This window comes from Luteimonas marina (genome assembly GCF_007859325.1).
GTDB lineage: Bacteria > Pseudomonadota > Gammaproteobacteria > Xanthomonadales > Xanthomonadaceae > Luteimonas > Luteimonas marina.
Genome location: NZ_VOHK01000006.1, coordinates 80,455 through 100,573 on the forward strand (window position 1 = coordinate 80,455; position 20,119 = coordinate 100,573).

Genomic DNA, 20,119 nt, shown 5'->3' on the forward strand with positions numbered 1-20,119 from the left:
ACCACGGGATTCCCGATCGATGAGTACCTATTCCGCGCCGCTGCGCGACATCCGCTTTGCGCTGTACGACGTGCTCGGCGTCGAGGCGGCATTCCGGCAGCTGCGGTTCGACGATGCGAACCGCGAGACGGTCGACGCCGTGCTCGACGAATCCGCGCGCTTCTGCGGCACGGTGCTGGCGCCGCTCAACAAGGTCGGCGACGAGCACGGCGTGGCCTACGACAAGGACAGCGGCGGCGTCACCACCGCGCCGGGATTCAAGGAGGCCTACGTGCAGTTCGCCGAGGGCGGCTGGGGCGGGCTCGGGGCGCCGGTCGAATACGGCGGCATGGGCCTGCCGCACGTGCTGGGGATGCCGCTGGAGGAAATGATCGACGCGGCCAACCTGGCCTGGGGCAACTTCCCGCTGCTCTCGCACGGTGCGGCGAACGCGTTGCGCCTGCACGGCGAGCAATGGCAGCGCGAGGTGTTCCTGACGAAGCTGGTGTCGGGCGAATGGACCGGCACCATGTGCCTGACCGAACCGCACTGCGGCACCGACCTCGGCCTGCTCAAGACCCGCGCCGAGCCTGGCGACGACGGCACGTATTCGATCAGCGGCACCAAGATCTTCATCACCGCCGGCGAGCACGACCTCACGCCGAACATCCTGCACCTGGTGCTCGCGCGCCTGCCCGATGCGCCCGCCGGCAGCAAGGGCATCTCGCTGTTCCTGGCGCCGAAGTTCAAGGTGGCGCGCGACGGCACGGTGGGCGAGCGCAACGCGCTGCGCTGCGGGGCGGTCGAGCACAAGATGGGCATCCACGGCTCGGCCACCTGCGTGATGAACTTCGACGGCGCGCAGGGCTACCTCATCGGCCAGCCGCACAAGGGCCTGATGGCGATGTTCACCATGATGAACACCGCGCGCCTCGGCGTCGGGCTGCAGGGCCTGGGGCTGGCCGAGCGTGCGTACCAGAACGCGCTGCGTTACGCGCGCGAACGCCTGCAGTCGCGCGCGCTGTCGGGCGCGAAGTTCCCGGACAAGCCGGCCGACCCGATCATCGTGCAGCCGGACGTGCGGCGCATGCTGCTGACCTGCAAGGCGCTGGTCGAAGGCGGCCGCGCGCTGGCCTACCACGCCGGCCTGCAGGTCGACATCGCCGACCACGGCGCGACGGAAGAAGAGCGCAAGGCCGGCGACGACCTGCTCGGCTTCCTCACCCCGATCGTCAAGGCCTGCCTCACCGAATGGGGCGTGGAGTGCACCTACCACGCGCTGCAGTGCTTCGGCGGCCACGGCTACATCGCCGAGCACGGCATGGAGCAGCTCACGCGCGACGCGCGCATCACCACGCTGTACGAAGGCACCACCGGCATCCAGGCGCTGGACCTGATGGGCCGCAAGATCATGCAGCTGCAGGGCGCTGGGCTGAAGGCGTTCCTGGCGATGGTCGCGGCGTTCTGCGAGGAGCATGCCGGCGACGCATCGCTGGCCGAGTTCATCGCCCCGCTGCGCGAGAAGGCCGGTGAATGGCAGGCGCTGACGCTGGCGATCGGCAAGCGCGCGATGTCCGATCCCGAGGAGATCGGCGCGGCCGCGTACGACTATCTGTTCTACTCGGGCTACGTGGCGCTGGCCTACTGGTGGGCGCGCAGCGTGGCCGCGGCCGAGGCCTCGTCGCAGCCGCAGGCGTTCAAGGACGGCAAGCGCGAGACCGCGCGCTTCTACTTCGCCCGCATTCTGCCGCGCACGCTGGCGCACAAGGCGGCGATCGACAGCGGGGCGGCGGCGCTGCTGTCGCTGGACGAGGCGGCGTTCGACGCCTGACCGGGCGTCGCCTGCGCGGGGGGCCGACCGATTCCCGGCCCTCGCTACTTGATGACCCGCAAATGCGCCCCACGCTTCGGCGCCGCATCCTCCCCCGGCGTGTCGTCCGGCGGCGTCGGATCGTCGTCCGGCGGCTGGCCCGAAACGACCTCTTCCGGCAGCGCCATGCCCTGCCCGGTCTCGCGCGCGTAGATCGCCAGCACCGCCGACACCGGCACCACCACCGGATGGCTGACGCCGCCGAAGCGTGCGGTGAAGCGCACGCTCTCGTTGTCGAGTTCGAGCTTGGCCACCGCGCGGTCGGCGATGTTCAGCACCACGCGGCCTTCCTTCACCGTGTGCGTGGGCACGCGCACGCCCGGCTGGCGGGCGTCGACCAGGATGTGCGGCGTCATCCCGTTGTCCGAGATCCACTCGTACAGCGCCCGCAGCAGGTACGGGCGATGGCTGGTCATGGCGGGCGGGGAATCGGGCATCGGGCGTTACAGTGCCGCACAAGGCGCGCGGGAGGCAACCGCAGGCACCGCGCGGACAGGTTCCAGCGGCCGCGCGGTCAGTCCGGCAGCTCGCGCAGGTTTTTTTCCTGCGACGTCAGGCTGCGCACGAAGCCGGGGTTGCGGAAGATGCGGTTGCCGTATTCCTCGATCACCTTCCCGTCCTTGGGCAGCGGTACGTCGAGCGCCGGCAGGCGCCAGATGATCGGCGCCATCGCGCAGTCGGCGAGGCTCATTTCCGGGTTGAGGAAGAACTTGCTGGCCTTGAACAGCGGGATCGAGGCGGTCAGCAGCTCCTTCAGGCGCTTGCGGCCGGCGTCGGCCTGCTGCTTGCCGCCGTACTGGATCGCCTGCACCTGCGGCACCCAGTCGTGCTCGATGCGCAGCATCGCCAGGCGCAGGCGCGCGCGCGACAGCGGGTCGACCGGCATCAGCGGCGGGTGCGGGTAGCGTTCGTCGAGGTATTCGCTGACCACGCTGGCCGCGTACAGCACCTGGTCGCGCTCGACCAGGGTCGGCACCGAGTGGTACGGGTTGAGGTCGATCAGGTCGGGCGGCGGGTTCTGCGGGTCGACCGGGACCAGGTCGTAGGCGACGCCCTTGGCGGCCAGCACCAGCCGCACCCGGTGGCACAGCACGTCATCGACGGACGAAAACAGGGTCATTGCATTGCGCATACGTGGACTCGCAGCCATCAACGGCCTTCTCCCGCGACCGGAATCCGCCAGTCGCACGGCGCCGGCTGCCCATCGCAACCGGTCGCCACGGTGTTCGCATTGGACGGTGCCTGGGCAGCGCGACCGCCCGGCGGGATCGCGCGCCTTGGGTGCCAGACGTCGCAGGACCTAGTGGACGTCCCTCCAGTACTCGTTCTTCAGCAGCCACGCGAGCAGCGTCAGGAACGACAGGAACAGGATGACCCACACGCCGATGCCCTGGCGCTTGAGCGCGGCCGGCTCGCCGGCGTATTCGAGGAAGGCGGTGAGGTCGCGCACGGTCTGGTCGTACTCGGCCGCGCGCTGGGTGCCGGGCGTGGCGATCTCCAGCTTCTCGACCGGCGTCTCGCCCGTCTCCGGGTCCTGCTCGCCGAACACCGCGCGCTGCAGGCCCTGCTGCTTCCACAGCGGGTTGGGCATCGAGGCGTTCGGGAACAGGGTGTTGTTCCAGCCCAGCGGACGGGTGTCGTCGAGGTAGAACGACTTCATGTAGGTGTAGACCCAGTCGGCGCCGCGCACGCGGGTGATCAGGCTCAGGTCCGGCGGGGCCTGGCCGAACCACTTCGCCGCCTGTTCGGCCGGCATCGCCGAGACGATGTGCTCGCCGTACTTGGCGCCGGTGAGGTTGAGGTTGGCCATCACCTCGTCCTCGCTCAGGCCGAGGTCGTCGCCCAGCCGCGAGTAACGCAGGTACTTGAGCGAATGGCAGCCGGCGCAGTAGTTCATGAACAGCTGCGCGCCGCGCTGCAGCGAGGCCCGGTCGTTGAGGTCGGTGCCGGCCTGCTGCAGGTTGCCGCCGCCACCGGCGGCCAGCGCGGAGAACGACAGCAGCAACCCGCTGGCGAACGCAGCGATGCGGGTCAAGGAGGTCTTATTCATGCATCGTCACCCGATCCGGCACCGGCTTGGTCTTGTCCCAACTCGTCCACAGCGGCATCGTCAGGAAGAACAGGAAATAGAAGGCGGTCAGGAACCGGCCGACGATCGTCTCCACCGGGTCCGTGCCCGGGCCGGCGCCGATCTTGCCCAGCCAGACGAAGCTGATCGCGAACAGGCCCAGCAGCACCTTCGACAGCAGGCCGCGGTAGCGGTAGGACTTCACCTTCGCGCGGTCCAGCCACGGCACCAGGAACAGGATCGCGATCGCGCCGAACATCACCAGCACGCCGGACAGCTTGTGCGGCACCACGCGCAGCATCGCGTAGTACGGGGTGTAGTACCACACCGGCTTGATGTGCTCGGGCGTCACCAGGCGGTTGGCCTCGGTGAAGTTGTCGTGCTCGAGGAACCAGCCGCCGAACGCGGGCGCGAAGAAGATGATGAAGGCGCCGACGATCAGGAAGAAACAGACGAAGAAGCTGTCCTTGACCGTGTAGTACGGGTGGAACGGGATGCCGTCGGCCGGCGCGGTGGACGACCAGCGGTTGCCCTTCGGGCCCTTCTTGATCTCGACGCCGTCGGGGTTGTTCGAGCCGACCTCGTGCAGCGCGCCCAGGTGCAGCACCACCAGCAGCAGCAGCACCAGCGGCAGCGCGATCACGTGCAGGGCGAAGAAGCGGTTGAGGGTGGCGTCGCCGGGCAGGTAGTCGCCCATGATCCACTCGGTCAGGCCGTTGCCGATCACCGGGATCGCGCCGAACAGCGAGATGATCACCTTCGCGCCCCAGAACGACATCTGGCCCCAGGGCAGCACGTAGCCCATGAAGGCCTCGGCCATCAGCACCAGGTAGATCAGCATGCCGAGGATCCACACCAGCTCGCGCGGCTTCTGGTACGAGCCGTACATCAGGCCGCGGAACATGTGGATGTAGACGACGATGAAGAACAGCGAGGCGCCGGTTGAGTGCATGTAGCGGATCAGCCAGCCCCACTCGACGTCGCGCATGATGTACTCGACCGAGGCGAAGGCTTCGGCCGCGCTCGGCTTGAAGTGCATCGTCAGGAAGATGCCGGTGACGATCTGGTTGACCAGCACCACGATCGACAGGACGCCGAAGATGTACCAGATGTTGAAGTTCTTCGGAGCGTAGTACTCCGTCATGTGCTTGCGGTAGAAGGGCATGAAGCCCGGCGCGCGCGCAGTGAACCAGTCCCAGGCGTTGTTGGCGGTGCGTTCGATCACGTTGGCCATGTCACGCCGCTCCCGGGTCGACGCCGACGACGATGGTGTTGTCGTCGGTGAAATGGTGCGGCGGCACCACGAGGTTGGTCGGCGCCGGCACGCCCTGGTAGACGCGGCCGGCCATGTCGAACTTCGACTTGTGGCAGGGGCAGAAGTAGCCGCCCTTCCAGTTCGGGTCGAACGGCTCGGGGCGGATCTCGGCGACCATCTCCGGCGAGCAGCCCAGGTGCGTGCACAGGCCCACCAACACGGAGATCTCCGGCTTGATCGAGCGCAGCTCCGGGCTTTCGGCCTGGATGTAGTCCGGCTGCTGGTCGGCGTTCTCGGACCTGGGGTCGCGCAGTTCGCCGTCGAGGGTGGGCAGCGCCTCGAGGATGGCCCTGGAGCGCTTGACGATCCAGATCGGCTGGCCGCGCCATTCGACGATCAGGCGCTGGCCTTCCTGCAGGGCGCTGATGTCCACGGTCACCGGGGCGCCCGCCAGCTTGGCGCGCGCGCTCGGGTTCCAGGACTTGATGAACGGGACTGCCGCGAACCCCGCGCCGACCGCGCCGACCGCCACCGTGGTGGCGGTCAGGAACCGGCGCCGGCCCTGGTGGTCGGGTTCCCCGCTGTCGGCAGGGTCGAATACCGCTTCGTTGGCCATCCGGCTCTCCGCGAATCTTTCGGTAGCTGATTGATGTGGCTGCCGCGTACCGCTCCGTCCCCGGAAGCGGACGCAAAGAACGCCGAAGTGTAACGGAACGCTGAATCCGGCGACAACGCCCGCGTCCGCGGGCCCCGGGATTCCGGCCGCGGATCAGTCACTTGCGGAAGGTCTCAGTTGGCGGCGAGATGCCCGCGGTAACGTTCGGCGAGCTGGCCGACGCGGACCACGTAGCGCTGGGTCTCGTTGTACGGGGGCACGCCCTTGTGGCGGTCCACCGCGCCCTCGCCGGCGTTGTAGCCGGCCGCGGCCAGGGTCAGGTCGTTGTTGTAGCGCTTGAGCAGCCAGGACAGGTACTGGACGCCGCCGCGGATGTTCTGGCCGGGGTCGAAGGCGTTGGCCACGCCGAAGCGCGCGGCGGTGGCCGGCATCAGCTGCATCAGGCCCTGGGCGCCCACGCGCGAGAGGGCGTTGGGGTTGTAGGCCGATTCGGCGTGCATGATCGCGCGGACGATCGCCTCCTCGACCCCGAACTCGGCGGCGGCGGCCTTGATCTCGGCAGCGTAGGCGGCGGTGTTGAGGCGCACGTTGCCGAAGTTCACCCCCGGCAGCGGCGCGCAGGCGTAGCAGGTCTCGAAGAAGCTGTACTTGATCGTCCGCACCGCTGTCGCGCCCGCGCCCTTCGGCCGCTGGCTGGTGTAGTGGCGCACGCCGTCCTTGACGTAGGAATAGACCTGCCCCTGCTGCAGCCGGCGCGACGACTGCGCGGGCGCGGTCGAGGCCACCGCCACGGCGGCCGGGGCGGGGGTTGCGGCGGGTGCCGGGGTCGCGGTCGAGCCGGCGCCGCCCATGAAGGTCGCCGGCGGATTGTTGTGGATCGAGGCCGGGGAGCCGGCCACCTTGTTGGCCGGCGAGGCGCTGCCGGCGGCCGGCAGCCAGGACGCGGGCTTCGAGGCCTTGCCGGCCGGGGCGCTGCGGTAGTTGCTGACCGCGACGCACTTCGCGCCCTTGACCTGCTTGCTGACGTAGCTGCGGGTACCGTCGGCGGCATCGCAGCGGTAGATGGTGCCGGCCCACGCGGGCGCGGCCGACGCCACCAGCGCCAGCCCGAGGATCGCGACCAGTCCCCTGCCCCCTTTCATGCGCGCAGTGTCCACCCTTGCCGCCTGTCTGCCAAGTCCTTGATTGTCAAACGAGGAGCGATTCCGGAACCGGACGCGTGACGGCTTACACTATTCCGCACATCCACAGCCATCCGGCCCGGACTCACCGCCGCGCCCCCGGAGACGCCATGACCGAACTGCCCATCCTCGCGGACTCCGCATCCGCCGCTCCGCCTGCCCGCGCTTCCGACGCGCCCCGCGGGAAACTGTTCATCCAGACCCACGGCTGCCAGATGAACGAGTACGACTCGGCCCGGATGGCCGACGTGCTGGCCGCCAGCGACGGACTGGAGCTCACCGCGAACGTCGAGGAAGCCGACGTGGTGCTGGTCAACACCTGCTCGATCCGCGAGAAGGCGCAGGAGAAGGTGTTCAGCCAGCTCGGCCGCTGGAAGGCGCTCAAGAGCGGCGGCCGTGACGTGATCATCGGCGTCGGTGGCTGCGTGGCCTCGCAGGAGGGCGAGGCGATCGTCAAGCGCGCGCCCTACGTCGACCTGGTGTTCGGCCCGCAGACCCTGCACCGCCTGCCGGAGCTGATCCGCGCCCGGCGCGAGCTCAAGAGGCCGCAGGTCGACATCAGCTTCCCCGAGATCGAGAAGTTCGACCGCCTGCCCGAGCCGCGCGCCGAAGGGCCGAGCGCGTTCGTCTCGATCATGGAGGGCTGCTCGAAGTACTGCAGCTTCTGCGTGGTGCCCTACACCCGCGGCACCGAGATCAGCCGCCCGTTCGAGGACGTGCTGGTGGAAGTGGTGCGCCTGGCCGCGCAGGGCGTGCGCGAGGTGAACCTGCTGGGGCAGAACGTCAACGCCTATCGCGGCGACATGGGCGATGGTGAAGTCGCCGACCTCGGCCTGCTGATCCGCACCATCGCCGAGGTCGACGGCATCGACCGCATCCGCTTCACCACCTCGCACCCGCTGGAGTTCAGCGATTCGCTGGTCGACGCCTACCGCGACGTGCCGCAGCTGGCCAACTACCTGCACCTGCCGGTGCAGTCGGGCAGCGACCGCATCCTGTCGGCGATGAAGCGCGGCTACACCGCGATCGAGTTCAAGCAGAAGATCCGCAAGCTGCGCGCGGTGCGCCCGGACATCTCGATCAGCTCGGACTTCATCGTCGGTTTCCCCGGCGAGACCGACGCGGATTTCGACAGGACGATGAAGCTGATCGAGGACGTGGGCTTCGACCAGTCGTTCTCCTTCATCTACTCGCGTCGTCCGGGCACGCCGGCGGCCGACCTGCCCGACGACGTGTCCGACGAGGTCAAGCACGCGCGGCTGTCGCGGCTGCAGGCGCACATCAATGCGCATGCGGCCGGGATCTCGCAGGCGATGGTTGGCAGCGTGCAGACGGTGCTGGTGGAAGGCCCGTCGCGGAAGAACCCGGACGAATTGACCGGCAAGACCGAGAACATGCGCTCGGTGAATTTCCCGGCGCCGGCGCGGATGGTCGGGCCTGCTCTCATCGGGCGCTTTGTCGATGTCGTCATCACCGAGGCGATGAGCAATTCGCTGCGCGGGCGGGTGGCGGGGATCGAAGGCGGCAGCGACGCGGCCTGACGCGGCGTTTGGGTGCGCGCGCGCCCTGCGCGGTCGTTGCGGCGTCGGGGGAGATCTCTCACTGCGTTCGAGATGACACTACCAGGTGCGGGGACATCTTCCCGCTGTCATCTCGAACGCAGTGAGAGATCTGCTCCCCGGCCGCACGAACGCAGACCGCTGCACTCGGGACCGCATCCTGTCAAGCTGCCTCCCGCCACTTCGGCGACGTTCAGGGCCGCTCGCGCCGCCACAGCGTGCGCCCCTGCGCGCCCTCCAGCACCCACCAAAGACCGTCGGGCGAGACCGCCACCGCCTGCGTCACGCCCGCGCCCGCGGGCAATTGCACGTCGGACAGGCGTTCGGCCAGTTCCGCTGCAGCGGGATGCACCGGCTGCAGCGTCGCGCGCCCGAGCGGCGCGCCGGGATCGGATTCGGAATCGGTGATGCCTTCGGGCATCGGCGCGAGGTTCTCGTCCACGATGCCGCACTGCGCATCGAGCCACACCTGCCGGCGCAGCATGCCGACGCCGTCGGAGTGCGTGTAGCCCGCGACCACCGCGCCTTCGCCGTCGATCGCGAACAGGCGGTCGGCCTCCACGCCGTCCGCGCTGCAGACCCGCTCGCCGTCGCGCCACAGCTGCGGCGCGTCCGCGACCACCCAGAGCGCGCCGTCCGGCGCGAAGCCGACGTCGCCAACCGGGCTTGCGATCGCGAGTCGGCGCGCGTCGTCACCGTGGTCGAGGTCGAACAGGCGCACCTCCTCGCCGGCCGCCCACGCCAGCCGCGGCCGTGCGGGGTCAAAGGCCACCGCGCCGGCGCCCTGCAGCGGGCGCGGATCGACCAGGTCCGAGGTCGCGGCCTGCGCGTCGGCCACGGCCTTGCCGCGCCCGGGCGCATTCGCGTCGCCCGCGCCCAGATCGGTATTCGCACCGCACGCGGCCAGCGCCAGCGCGCAGGAGGCCGCGATCGCGCGCCATTTCGCCGACGCGGACGCGCCGGTTCGCCAATGCGGAATCTTCATGTGCGGGGATTGTGCCAGACGCCCGTCGACGCTCACGGCTGCTGGCCGATCCCCATGCGGTCCCACACGCCCTCGAGTCCATCGCGGTTGTGGGTGTTGACGAAGCCGCCGGCGTCGCCTGCGCCGAAACCGGGGTGGTACTCCACGTGCGGGCGATCGGGGCTGCGCCAGCGCCCGCCCCAGGTGAGCCCCTGGCTTTCGGCGATCTCGCCGTAGCGCGTCCAGTTGCCGTTCTCCGGCCACGACGGCTGGCCGTTGGCCGTGCTGAACACCACGTCCGCGCCGAGGCCGTAGTTGTGCCACGACTGCCCGCCGCGTGCGTTGGTGACGCGCGCGCCCGGGGCCGTGCGCCCCTGTGCGTACAACTGGTCCTGGTGCGCGAAGGTGCGGTAGACCAGGTCCATCTGCATGGCCATGCCCTCCTGCCGCGCGCGCACCAGCGTGTCCTTCACCCGGTCGGCGAAGTCCTGGTTGACGTTGGCATCATCGAGCCGGCCGCGGCGGTCGGCCGGGTGCAGGTCGAGCAGCGTGGTCAGTTCGCCGTTGATGGCCTCGCGCAGCTGCACGCGCGCGCCGAGGTCGGTGTAGACGTTGCGCGCCTGTTCCTCGCCGTCGAGCTGCACCACGCCATTGTTGGCGATCGTGCCGGCACGCTGGCCGTCGGCGTCGAGCAGGGCGCCGTTGTCGATCGTGTAGGTCCGGCCGTCGATGGTCAGGGTGCCGGCGTCGGGCGAGACCAGCGAATGCGCGGCGGCGGGATCCACGCCGAGGTCCTGCGCGATGCGGCCTTCGACATGGGCCGCGGTCGCCGCGTTCGGCGCGGCCATGAAATCGTCCAGCGCCTGCATCTGCTGCTCGTCGGTCAGCGCGTAGCAGTTGAGGTTGGCGGTCAGGCGATCGAGCGCCTGCAGCGCCTGCGGGTTGTTCGCCAGTTCGGTGCGGATCTCCTGTTCGCGCCGGCTGGCGGCGGTGTCCGCGGCCCGGGTCAGCGAATCGGACAGGGAAACGCGGTCCGCGCCGGTCGAATCGATGCCGCTGTTGCCGTCGGTCGTCATCGCGGGTCTCCATGAACGCAGGCGCCGCGCCCGGCGATGGCCACGCCGACGCGACGAGTGCGCAGGTATAGCCGCGCGCGCGACCGGCGACAGCTGGGGCCGACCCCAGCTGCGGGGATTGCGTGCATGGAAACGTGACGCCGGCACGCACGATTCAGCTGCGCGCGCGTCTCCGGCTCAGTCCAGCCGCTTGCGGAAGCGCAGGATCGCCGCAGCCATCGCCACTGCGGTGAACGCGGCCAGCGCCAGCACCTCGGGCCACAGTTCGGGCAGGCTGGCGCCGCGCAGCATCACGCCGCGGATCATGCGCATGAAGTGGGTCAGCGGCAGCAGTTCGGCGAGCCACTGCACCACCCGCGGCATGCCTGCGAACGGGAACATGAAGCCCGACAGCAGAATCGACGGCAGGAACACGAAGAACGTCATCTGCATGGCCTGGAACTGCGAGCGCGCTCGCGTGGAGATCAGCAGCCCCAGCGCGAGGTTGGCCAGGATCAGCAGCATCGCCGCGAGGTAGACGTCGAACAGGCTGCCGGCGATCGGCACCCGGAACAGCCACGTCCCCAGCGCCAGCACCACCGTGGTCTGGACCAGGCCGATGGCGACGTAGGGCGCGACCTTGCCGACCATCAGCTCGGCGCTGCTGACCGGCGTTGCGATCAGCAGCTCCATGTTGCCGCGCTCGCGCTCGCGGACGATGGCCACGGCGGTGAACAGCACCATCGTCATGGTCAGGATCACGCCGATCAGGCCGGGCACGATGTTCACCGCCGAGCGCCGCTCCGGGTTGTAGAAGCTGACGACGCCGATCTGGCCGCGGCCCAGGCCGAGCGGGCGGACGTTGGCGGTCGGCGTCGTGTCCAGCGGCAGCTGCGCGAGCTGGATCGCCGCGCTCTGCACGACGGTGTCGCTGCCGTCGACCAGCACCTGCACCGCCTCGCGGCCGTCGAAGCGGCGGGCCTCGAAGTCCGGCGGGATCACCACGCCGACGCTGATCTCGCCGCGACGCAATTGGTCCATCAGCGCCTGCGGCGCGGTCGCGGACACGCGCGGCGAGATCACCCCGGTCGCGACCATGTCCATGACCAGCGCGCGCGAGGCGCTGGTGTTGGCCATGTCGGCGACGCCGGCGGACAGGCCGCGCAGGTTCATGTTGATCGCGTAGCCGAACAGCACCAGCTGCATCACCGGGATGCCCACGATCATCGCCAGCGTGATGCGGTCGCGGCGCATCTGCCGCAGCTCCTTGACCGTCACCGCGAACAGGCGACGCAGGTTCATGCCGCCTCCTCGCGATCCGTGCGGCCGCGCGTGGCGGAGACGAAGACGTCCTCGAGGTTCGGTTCGCCCACCGCGACGTCCGCCTCGAGCCGGGCGGCGCGCAGCGCGTCGCCCAGCCGCGCGGCGGCATCGTGGTTGCCGGCGGTCAGCACGCGCAGCGCATTGCCGATCTGGGCGACGCTGAGCACGCCCGGCAGGTCGACCAGCACCTGCTGCGCCCGGCGCGGCTGCGTGGCGCGCACCACCACGCTGCGCCCGGCGAGCGCGCCGGTGAGTTCGGCGGGCGTGCCGTCGGCGACCAGCGCGCCCTGGTCGAGGATCGCGATGCGGTGGCAGCGCTCGGCCTCGTCCATGTAGTGGGTGGACACGAGGATCGTGGTGCCGTCGTCGGCGAGGTCGAACAGCTTCTCCCAGAAATCGCGGCGCGACTCGGGATCGACCGCGCTGGTCGGCTCGTCCAGGAACAGCAGCTCCGGTTCGTGGATCACCGCGCCGGCGAGCGCGAGGCGCTGCTTCTGGCCGCCGCTCATGGTGCCGGCCAGCTGCTTCTGACGGTCGCCGAAGTGGTACAGCCCGACCAGCTCGTCGACGCGCTCGCGCGTCCGGCTGCGCGACAGGCCGTAGACGGCGGCGAGGAATTCGAGGTTCTCGCGCACCGTCAGGTCCTCGAACAGCGAGAACTTCTGCGTCATGTAGCCGATGCGCATGCGCAGGGCGTCGGCCTCTTCCGGAACCTTCAGGCCGAGCACCTCGATCTCGCCGGCCGTGGGCGTGAGCAGGCCGCACAGCATGCGGATCGTGGTCGACTTGCCCGAGCCGTTGGGGCCGAGGAAGCCGTAGACGTGGGCGCGCGGTACGGTGAGGTCGACGTGGTCGACCGCGGTCAGCGCGCCGAAGCGCTTGACCAGGCCGCGGGCGTGGATGGCGGTGGCGTCAGTCATCACCGGTTTCCATGGCCGTGGAGCCGGCCAAGCACTCGAAGACACCCGCACCGTCATTCCCGCGAAAGCGGGAAGTGCCTTTCAACAGCGCGAAGCGCTGGTCATCCATTTTCGCTTTTGGAAAGAAGGCAGTCTTTACTTCCTTCTCGGCAGCGAAGCGAGAATCAAAATGGATTCCCGCTTTCGTGGGAATGACGGCACAGAGCGGCGGGATCACCGATCGAACTCCACCCGCAGCGGCAGCCCCGCCGGCAGGTCGGCCACGCCCTCGCCTTCCAGCTGCACTTCGGCCAGGTAGCTCAGGCGCGCGGCGTCCTCGCCGGAGAGGGCGTAGTACGGGGTGAACGTCGGTTCGCTGCGGATCATGCGCACGCGACCGGCATGGCGGCGTTCGCCGTCGGCGCCGACCCGCACCGTCGCGCGATCACCGACCTCGACGCCCGCGCGCAGCGCCTCGGGCACGTACACGCGCGCGTACGGCGCATCGCCGACCAGCAACACCGCCAGCGGCGCGCCGGCCGGCGCTTCGTCGCCGAGGCGGTAGGGCAGGCTGTCGACGCGTCCGGCGCGCGGCGCGACCAGGTCGAGCTTGCCGGTCGTCGCCGACTGCGTGCGCTGCTGCGCCTCGGCGGCGGCGAGCGCAGCCTCGGCCTGGGCGATCTGCTCGGGGCGTACGCCGTTGTCCAGTTCGGCCAGCGCGGCCCGTGCGGCGGCGACCTGCGCATCGGCATTGCCGGCGGCGGCGCGCGCGCGATCGACTTCCGCCGCAGCGACGAGCTGGCGCGCGCCCAGCGGCTGCAGGCGCGCGTAGTAGGCGCGTGCGTCGCGCGCCTGGGCCTGCGTGGCGGCGAGGTTCGCGCGCGCCTGGTCGAGGTCTTCGCTGCGCGCGCCGTTGCGCAGTTCGTCCAGCGCCTCGCGCTGGCGGGCGACATCGGCCGCAGCCGCGGCAAGCTGCGCGTCGCCGCGCGTCTGTTCGAGGGTGAGGATGCGCGCGCCGACCCCGATGCGCTCGCCCTCGCGCACGGCGATCTCGACGATGCGCTCGGCGGCCGGTGCCGGCAGCGTGATGCGGTCGTATTCCAGCGTGCCGAGCGCGTGCGGCGGTTCGCGGCCGCACGCCGCCAGCGCCAGCGCCAGCGCGCAAGCCAGGCACGACAGGGCGCGCAGGTCGGGCATCTTCATCGTTCCAGCTCCAGGCCACGGTCGAGCAGGGTCAGGGTGTGCCGGCGCAGCGCTGCGTAGTCCAGGTCGCGCGCGTCGAACAGCGCCCGCCAGATCGGCGCGCCTGCGGCGGGGAACAGCGTCAACCCGACCAGCGACACCATCAGCAGCCGCGGGTCGAGGTCCGGATTCAGCCGCCCCTGCGCCTGCGCCTGCGCGAAACGTTCGGCCATCATCACCGGCAGGCGCGGGCCGACCGTGTGCAGCAGCACGTCGCGCAGGGCGCCGCCCTCGGACAGCACCTCGCGCACCCACAGCGACGGCAGCCACGGATGCTGCTCCACGATCGCGCCGATGCCGCCGACGAATCCGGCCACCAGCGCGGCGACGTCGTCGCCGGCGTCCTGCAGCCGCGCCTGCATCGCGGCCAGCACCGGGAGGATGCGTTCGTCGACCACGGCCTGACGCAGCTGCGCCTTGTCGCCGAAGTAGTAGTGCAGCATCGCGGGCGTGGCGCCGGCGGCCTTGGCGATGTCCCGGAACGAGGTCGCGGCGATGCCCTGGCGGACGTAGCAGGCCAGCGCCGCGTCGAGCAGCCGGCCGCGCAGGTCGGGCGAATCGCCGCGAGGCCGGCCGCGCAGCCGCTGTTTCCCCGGCGGTGCGGCGGCAGCATCGCGTGGCGTCGTCTTGCGGGGTGGGGTCGGAATGGCCATGCGCATATTTAATTCATTCATTAATTAAATTTCAAGTGTCGCCCGTGATGACCCCGTCAAGCACTCGCAGGCGCTGTTTCAGCCGCGAGAACGCCCGCCCGACCGGCCCAGCAAGCGATCGCGCCCGAGGGAAACCACCGGAAATCCCGGACCTGTCATTTCGAACACAGTGAGAAATCTCGCTTTTCCAATCACTTGGAGATTTCTCGCTACGCTCGAAATGACAGCTTTTGGAAGTTCCCTGAAGGCGCTCCCACGACCCTGGGAGCCGAGACGATCGCCCCAGCTTCGCCGGAATCCGGAACACCCACCCGGGATCGCCGGCGCCCGCGCCTACAATCGTCGCCATGAGCCCCCTCCCCCAGCGCGATTTCACCCTCGACCCGCCCGATACCGAGCGCCTGGCCAACCTCGCCGGCCCGTTCGACGGCCACCTGCGCCAGATCGAACTGCGCCTCGGCGTGGAGATCGCCAACCGCGGCAATGTGTTCCGCGTGAGCGGCCGCGACGAGAAGGTGCTGGCGCAGGCCGAGCAGCTGCTGCGCGCCCTCTACGACGAGGCCGCGACCGAGACCTTCGACAGCAACGCCATCAACCTGCGCCTGAACCAGGCCAACCTCGAGCGCGACGACGAGGCCACGCCCCAGGACGTCGCGATCCGGGTCAAGCGCGGCACCATCCGCGGCCGCGGCGCCAACCAGGCGAGGTACCTGCACGCGATCGCCACCCACGACATCAACTTCGGCATCGGCCCGGCCGGCACCGGCAAGACCTTCCTCGCGGTGGCAATGGCGGTCGAGGCGCTGAACGAATCGCGCGTGCAGCGGCTGGTGCTGGTGCGCCCGGCGGTGGAAGCCGGCGAGAAACTCGGCTTCCTGCCCGGCGACCTCACCCAGAAGGTCGATCCCTACCTGCGCCCGCTCTACGACGCGCTGTACGAAATGCTGGGCGTGGAGAAGGTGGTCAAGCTGCTGGAGAAGAACGTCATCGAGATCGCGCCGCTGGCCTACATGCGCGGGCGCACGCTCAACGACGCCTTCGTGATCCTCGACGAGGCGCAGAACACCACCATCGAGCAGATGAAGATGTTCCTCACCCGCCTCGGCTTCGGCAGCACCGCCGTGGTCACCGGCGACATGACCCAGATCGACCTGCCCAAACACGTGAAGTCCGGCCTGCGCGACGCCATCGACGTGCTGCGCGACGTCGACGGCGTCAGCTTCACCTTCTTCGAGGCGCGCGACGTCGTCCGCCACCCGCTGGTGGCGCGCATCGTCAGCGCCTACGACCGCCGCGACGCGACGGATGCGCAGACCGGCCCGGCCTAGGTAGGATGCGCTGGCACGGGCGCGGGGAGCGCCCGCCCACCGGAAACCTGCCATGCGCGGACGCTGCGTCGCCTGCCTGCTCGTCCTGTCCTCGGCGTTCGCACCCGCGTCCGCCCGCGATGCGCCGAAACAGCCCTTCATCGCGCGCACGCATGTGGTTGCACCGCTCAAGGTCGGCGACTTCGTGCTGGAAGGCACGCGCTACGATCCCGCGAACAAGCTGGCCGGGGTCGCGATCCGCTACTTCCTGCCCGGGCAGGAGGAAACGCGAATCGACCTGTTCGTGTACCCGCACGGACGGGGCGACGGCGAGGATGCGCTGGACCAGGGCATGCGGGATTTCCGCGCGACGCTCGAAGCCGCCGAGCAGGCGGGCTACTACCGGGGCCTGACCGTGGCCGACGCGGTCGAGTTCGACGTCCCGTTGCCTTCGGCGCTGCCGGACGCGGCGGAGCCCGCGGAAACGGCCGCGGAACCGCCCACCGCCGCGACTGCCGACCCCGATCCCGCGGAGGCCAGGCGGATCGCGATGCTGGCCGAACTGCTCGGGGAGGGCCGCCACGTCGACGGCCGCATGATCGAACTGGCGTACGACTACCCGGGCCAGGCCGAGGGCGAGTGGCTGCCGATGCATTCGCGCGGCTACCTGCTCTACCGCCACCTGTACTTCTTCAAGGGCCGCATCAGCGCCGCCGGGTCGCGGATCGATGCGGCCGCGTTCGCGGCGCTCGCCGACCGGGCGATGCGCGATCTGGTGCCCGCCGTGCAGGCCTACAACATCGGCAGCTGCGGCGACACCACGATCACCATCGACAGCAACCTGTCGGGCGAGGATGCCGCGGACATGTTCATGCGCCAGCTGGTCGCGGCGCAGACGAGCAGCGAAGCCGGCAATTGCCACGCCGAGCCGGACCCTGCCGAACTGGCGGCGCTGGCGGATGGCGCGGAGGTCGTGGTGATCGAGTACGCACCCGGGGACTGGGGCGGGAACTGAACGGGCTTCGCAACGGGCCGTGTCCACCCTGCCGCCATCGGCTCGCGGGTAGACTGGCGCCATGACCCAGGGCCCCACCCGCCTCGACGTCGCCGTCGGCTACGCGGTCCCGCGCAAGGGGCTGCCTTCGGCCGTGTCGTTCCGCAAGTGGACGGCAGCCGCGCTGGCGGGCCGCATCCGCGAGGCCGACCTCGCGATCCGCGTCGTCGGCAGCAAGGAAGGCCGCGCACTCAACCGCCATTACCGCGGCAAGGACTACGCCACCAACGTGCTCAGCTTCCCGGCCGAACTGCCGGAGGGACTGCCCGAGGGCGTGAAGCTGCCGTTGCTGGGCGACCTGGTGATCTGCGCGCCGGTGGTCGCGCGCGAGGCGCGCGAGCAGGGCAAGCCGCTCAACGCCCACTACGCGCACCTGACCGTCCACGGCGTGCTGCACCTGCTGGGCTGGGACCACGACGACGAACGCGAGGCCGAGGCGATGGAACAGCTCGAACGCGGGATCCTCGCCGGGCTGGGCATTGCCGATCCCTATCTCGACCCCGGCGAGCCATGACGTCCAACGGCCTGTTCTCCCGCCACGACCCGCGCCCGGCCCCGGCTGGGCATCGTTGACGCCGGCGATGTAGACTTTCCCGGCCGCCCCATGCGGCCTCTTGCGAATCAGATACTTACTGCAATGTCCGAGGACGACAGTCCCAGCGCCTCCGAAACCCCGGAAAAACGGCGCACCTGGCTGGAGCGGCTCAGCTCCGCGATTTCCGGCGAACCCAGCACCCGCGACGACCTGGTCGAGCTGCTGCGCGACACCCATTCCGACGGCCTGATCGAGGCCGACACCCTGCGGATGATGGAGGGCGCGCTGGCCGTGTCCGACATGACCGTGGGCGACGTGATGGTGTCGCGCTCGCAGATGGTGGCGTTGCCGGCCGACGCCAAGTTCCTCGACCTGATGAAGCAGGTGGTCGAATCCGGCCACTCGCGCTTCCCCGTGCACGGCGAGGACAAGGACGAGATCCTCGGCATCCTGCTGGCCAAGGACCTGCTGCGCGGCGTGGTCGCCGACAACGGGCCGGGCTCGATCCATGAACTGGTGCGCCCGGCGGTGCTGATCCCGGAATCGAAGAAGCTCAACGTGCTGCTGCGCGAGTTCCGCCAGTCGCGCAACCACATGGCGATCGTGATCGACGAGTACGGCGGCGTCGCCGGGCTGGTGACGATCGAGGACGTGCTGGAGGAGATCGTCGGCGAGATCGACGACGAGCACGACGACGCCGAGGACCCGGACGCGCTGATCGCGGCGCAGGCCGACGGCCAGTTCATGGTCGACGCGCTGACCCCGATCGCCGACTTCAACGAGCGCTTCGGCGCCGATTTCGACGACGACGAGTACGACACCATCGGCGGCCTGGTCACCGCGGCGATCGGCCACCTGCCGGAGGCCGGCGAGGAACTGGCGCTGGGCCGCTTCGGCTTCCGCGTCACCCGCGCGGACGCGCGGCGGCTGCATGCGCTGCATGTGAGCGTGCATGCAGACCATGTGGCGGACTAGTGCGCCCTCCCCCGCTTGCGGGGGGGAGGGGGCGAGACGGCACGTTTGCGAACTCCGAATCGGACGTCATCCCGGCGAAAGCCGGGATCCATTTTGCAGTGGGCCTTCTTTCTTCCCGCGTAATCACGAGAATCAGGATCAAGATGGATCCCGGCTTTCGCCGGGATGACGATGCTTACCTCAATATAGAGATCGTGAACAGACTCCTATGCGGATCGCGCTGCTTCTTGTCCTGACCTTGGCCACCTCGCTCGCGCAAGCCGCGCCGCGCATCGGCGTCGCCACCATGCAGCCCGGCGAGATCTTCTTCGAGCGCTTCGGCCACAACGCGATCATCGTCGACGATCCGGCATTCGCCGAGCCGGTGTCCTACAACTTCGGCTACTTCGACATGGACGAGCCGGACTTCGTCGGCCGCTTCGTGCGCGGCGACATGCGCTACCGGCTGGTGGCGCTGCCGCTGTCGCAGGACATGGCCTACTACCGCGAGGTCGGGCGCGGCGTCTCGGTGCAGTGGCTCGACCTGAGCGACGACGAGGCCGCGCGGCTGGCGATGGCCCTGGCCGAGAACGCGAAGCCGGAGAACGCGGTCTACCGCTACGACTACTTCACCGACAACTGCTCCACGCGCGTGCGCGACGCGCTCGACGCCGCGCTCGGCGGCACGCTGCAGCGCCAGCTCGCCGGACGCTCCCGCGGCAATACCTTCCGCGGCGACGCGGTGCGGCTGGCCTCGCCCGCGCCGTGGATGTGGCTCGGCTTCGACCTCGGCCTCGGCCCTGCCGCCGACAGGCCCAACGCGCTGTGGCAGGACGCCTTCGTGCCGATGCGGCTGGCCGATGCGCTGGCCGGTCTCCACCGCGACGACGGGCGTCCCCTGGTCACGGGCACCGAGCAACTGCTGCCGCACCGGCTGCCGCCGGAGCCACCGGAAGCGCCGCGCCGGTGGTGGCCGTGGCTGCTGGCCGGGATCGCAATTGCAATTGCCTTGCGCGCGCTCGGCCAGCACCGCCCCGCCGCGCTGGCCGCGATCGCGCTGCCGTTCTGGACGCTGTGCGGCGTGCTCGGCGGGCTGATGCTGTTCCTGTGGGGCGCCACCGAACACCGCTTCGCCTGGGCCAACCAGAACCTGCTGCTGCTGTCGCCGCTGTGCCTGCTGCTGCTGCACGGGGGCTGGCGAATCGCGCGCGACCGCGCGCCCGGCGCCGTCTTCCGGACGGCCGCATGGGTGGTCGCGTTTGGCGCCGTCGTGGCGCTGTTCCTGCACTGGCTGCCGGTCCTGCCGCAGCGCAACGTGCACTGGATCTGCCTGCTGCTGCCGATCCACGCCGCGCTGGCGTGGACGCTCGGGCAAGGATCGCGACTGTCATCCCGAACGCAGTGAGGGATCTGGCATCGGCATTGCGCGGGCACAGGCGAGATCCCTCACTGCGTTCGGGATGACACGGTCGGCGGGAAGCACGGGCATCCGGGATTCCCGACGCGCGAGGTGACCCGCGCCGATACGCTGATCCTGCGGCTCGCGCCGGGCGGTGGGCAGGCGATCCGGTTCGTGGCCCGGTAGGTTCCTCGTCGAAAGCGGAG

General features: G+C 69.8%; 20 protein-coding genes. 7 read left to right on the forward strand and 13 right to left on the reverse strand.

The features are described from left to right. Positions 1-19: 19 nt before the first annotated feature. The gene (locus FQY83_RS14235; protein ID WP_146388642.1) at positions 20-1,810 is read left to right on the forward strand and encodes an acyl-CoA dehydrogenase C-terminal domain-containing protein; all 1,791 of its coding nucleotides are present in this window, start codon (positions 20-22) and stop codon (positions 1,808-1,810) included. Between the two features lie 44 nt (positions 1,811-1,854). On the opposite strand, the gene FQY83_RS14240 is transcribed toward FQY83_RS14235, so the two are convergent. The 6 genes from FQY83_RS14240 to FQY83_RS14265 form a co-directional block, all read right to left on the reverse strand. Then, the gene (locus FQY83_RS14240; RefSeq protein WP_192906716.1) at positions 1,855-2,286 is read right to left on the reverse strand and encodes a ClpXP protease specificity-enhancing factor; all 432 of its coding nucleotides are present in this window, start codon (positions 2,284-2,286) and stop codon (positions 1,855-1,857) included. Between the two features lie 77 nt (positions 2,287-2,363). Next, positions 2,364-2,999: a glutathione S-transferase N-terminal domain-containing protein gene (locus FQY83_RS14245; RefSeq protein WP_146388644.1), complete on the reverse strand. Its 636-nt coding sequence runs from the start codon at positions 2,997-2,999 to the stop codon at positions 2,364-2,366. 150 nt (positions 3,000-3,149) lie between these two features. Continuing rightward, positions 3,150-3,899, reverse strand: coding sequence for a cytochrome c1 (locus tag FQY83_RS14250; RefSeq protein ID WP_146388645.1), 750 nt, complete (start codon positions 3,897-3,899; stop codon positions 3,150-3,152). Beyond that, the gene (locus tag FQY83_RS14255) at positions 3,892-5,151 is read right to left on the reverse strand and encodes a cytochrome b (protein WP_146388646.1); all 1,260 of its coding nucleotides are present in this window, start codon (positions 5,149-5,151) and stop codon (positions 3,892-3,894) included. The genes FQY83_RS14250 and FQY83_RS14255 overlap by 8 nt, the downstream gene beginning before the upstream one ends. 1 nt (position 5,152) lies before the next feature. Next, the gene (petA, locus tag FQY83_RS14260) at positions 5,153-5,788 is read right to left on the reverse strand and encodes a ubiquinol-cytochrome c reductase iron-sulfur subunit (RefSeq protein ID WP_146388647.1); all 636 of its coding nucleotides are present in this window, start codon (positions 5,786-5,788) and stop codon (positions 5,153-5,155) included. Positions 5,789-5,961: 173 nt separating this feature from the next. Further along, positions 5,962-6,930 carry a lytic transglycosylase domain-containing protein gene (locus tag FQY83_RS14265; protein WP_146388648.1) on the reverse strand — a complete coding sequence of 323 codons (969 nt, stop codon included), beginning with the start codon at positions 6,928-6,930 and terminating at the stop codon, positions 5,962-5,964. A gap of 149 nt (positions 6,931-7,079) precedes the next feature. Here FQY83_RS14265 and miaB point away from each other — a divergent pair, with 149 nt between their 5' ends. Next, positions 7,080-8,510 (forward strand): tRNA (N6-isopentenyl adenosine(37)-C2)-methylthiotransferase MiaB, encoded by a 1,431-nt coding sequence (miaB, locus tag FQY83_RS14270; protein WP_146388649.1) that lies wholly within the window; start codon positions 7,080-7,082, stop codon positions 8,508-8,510. A 211-nt stretch (positions 8,511-8,721) separates the two neighbouring features. Here the strand turns inward: miaB and FQY83_RS14275 are convergent, their stop codons facing one another. From FQY83_RS14275 to FQY83_RS14305, 7 genes are all read right to left on the reverse strand, one after another. Then, positions 8,722-9,513: a hypothetical protein gene (locus FQY83_RS14275; RefSeq protein WP_146388650.1), complete on the reverse strand. Its 792-nt coding sequence runs from the start codon at positions 9,511-9,513 to the stop codon at positions 8,722-8,724. 32 nt (positions 9,514-9,545) lie between these two features. After that, positions 9,546-10,568 carry a M15 family metallopeptidase gene (locus tag FQY83_RS14280; RefSeq protein WP_146388651.1) on the reverse strand — a complete coding sequence of 341 codons (1,023 nt, stop codon included), beginning with the start codon at positions 10,566-10,568 and terminating at the stop codon, positions 9,546-9,548. A 177-nt stretch (positions 10,569-10,745) separates the two neighbouring features. After that, the gene (locus FQY83_RS14285) at positions 10,746-11,849 is read right to left on the reverse strand and encodes an ABC transporter permease (RefSeq protein WP_146388652.1); all 1,104 of its coding nucleotides are present in this window, start codon (positions 11,847-11,849) and stop codon (positions 10,746-10,748) included. After that, positions 11,846-12,772, reverse strand: a complete 927-nt coding sequence (locus FQY83_RS14290) for an ABC transporter ATP-binding protein (RefSeq protein WP_146388825.1) — start codon at positions 12,770-12,772, stop codon at positions 11,846-11,848. Before FQY83_RS14290 ends, FQY83_RS14285 begins: the two co-directional genes overlap by 4 nt. Positions 12,773-12,782: 10 nt before the next feature. Further along, positions 12,783-13,007: a hypothetical protein gene (locus FQY83_RS14295; protein WP_146388653.1), complete on the reverse strand. Its 225-nt coding sequence runs from the start codon at positions 13,005-13,007 to the stop codon at positions 12,783-12,785. Next, complete coding sequence (locus tag FQY83_RS14300; protein ID WP_425478665.1) at positions 13,004-13,972, reverse strand: HlyD family secretion protein; 969 nt, start codon at positions 13,970-13,972, stop codon at positions 13,004-13,006. The genes FQY83_RS14295 and FQY83_RS14300 overlap by 4 nt, the downstream gene beginning before the upstream one ends. After that, positions 13,969-14,664, reverse strand: coding sequence for a TetR/AcrR family transcriptional regulator (locus FQY83_RS14305; protein ID WP_146388654.1), 696 nt, complete (start codon positions 14,662-14,664; stop codon positions 13,969-13,971). Before FQY83_RS14305 ends, FQY83_RS14300 begins: the two co-directional genes overlap by 4 nt. A 347-nt stretch (positions 14,665-15,011) precedes the next feature. Here FQY83_RS14305 and FQY83_RS14310 point away from each other — a divergent pair, with 347 nt between their 5' ends. The 5 genes from FQY83_RS14310 to FQY83_RS14330 all read left to right on the forward strand — a co-directional run bounded on the left by FQY83_RS14310 (position 15,012) and on the right by FQY83_RS14330 (position 19,919). Further along, on the forward strand, positions 15,012-15,992 hold the full coding sequence (locus tag FQY83_RS14310) for a PhoH family protein (RefSeq protein ID WP_146388655.1): 981 nt from the start codon (positions 15,012-15,014) through the stop codon (positions 15,990-15,992). A gap of 52 nt (positions 15,993-16,044) precedes the next feature. Further along, positions 16,045-16,986 carry a hypothetical protein gene (locus FQY83_RS14315; RefSeq protein ID WP_146388656.1) on the forward strand — a complete coding sequence of 314 codons (942 nt, stop codon included), beginning with the start codon at positions 16,045-16,047 and terminating at the stop codon, positions 16,984-16,986. A gap of 61 nt (positions 16,987-17,047) precedes the next feature. Beyond that, positions 17,048-17,539, forward strand: coding sequence for an rRNA maturation RNase YbeY (gene ybeY, locus FQY83_RS14320; RefSeq protein WP_146388657.1), 492 nt, complete (start codon positions 17,048-17,050; stop codon positions 17,537-17,539). A 123-nt stretch (positions 17,540-17,662) separates the two neighbouring features. Continuing rightward, complete coding sequence (locus FQY83_RS14325) at positions 17,663-18,535, forward strand: CorC family transporter (RefSeq protein WP_146388658.1); 873 nt, start codon at positions 17,663-17,665, stop codon at positions 18,533-18,535. A gap of 208 nt (positions 18,536-18,743) precedes the next feature. Then, positions 18,744-19,919, forward strand: a complete 1,176-nt coding sequence (locus FQY83_RS14330) for a lipoprotein N-acyltransferase Lnb domain-containing protein (RefSeq protein ID WP_146388659.1) — start codon at positions 18,744-18,746, stop codon at positions 19,917-19,919. Positions 19,920-20,119: the final 200 nt, after the last annotated feature.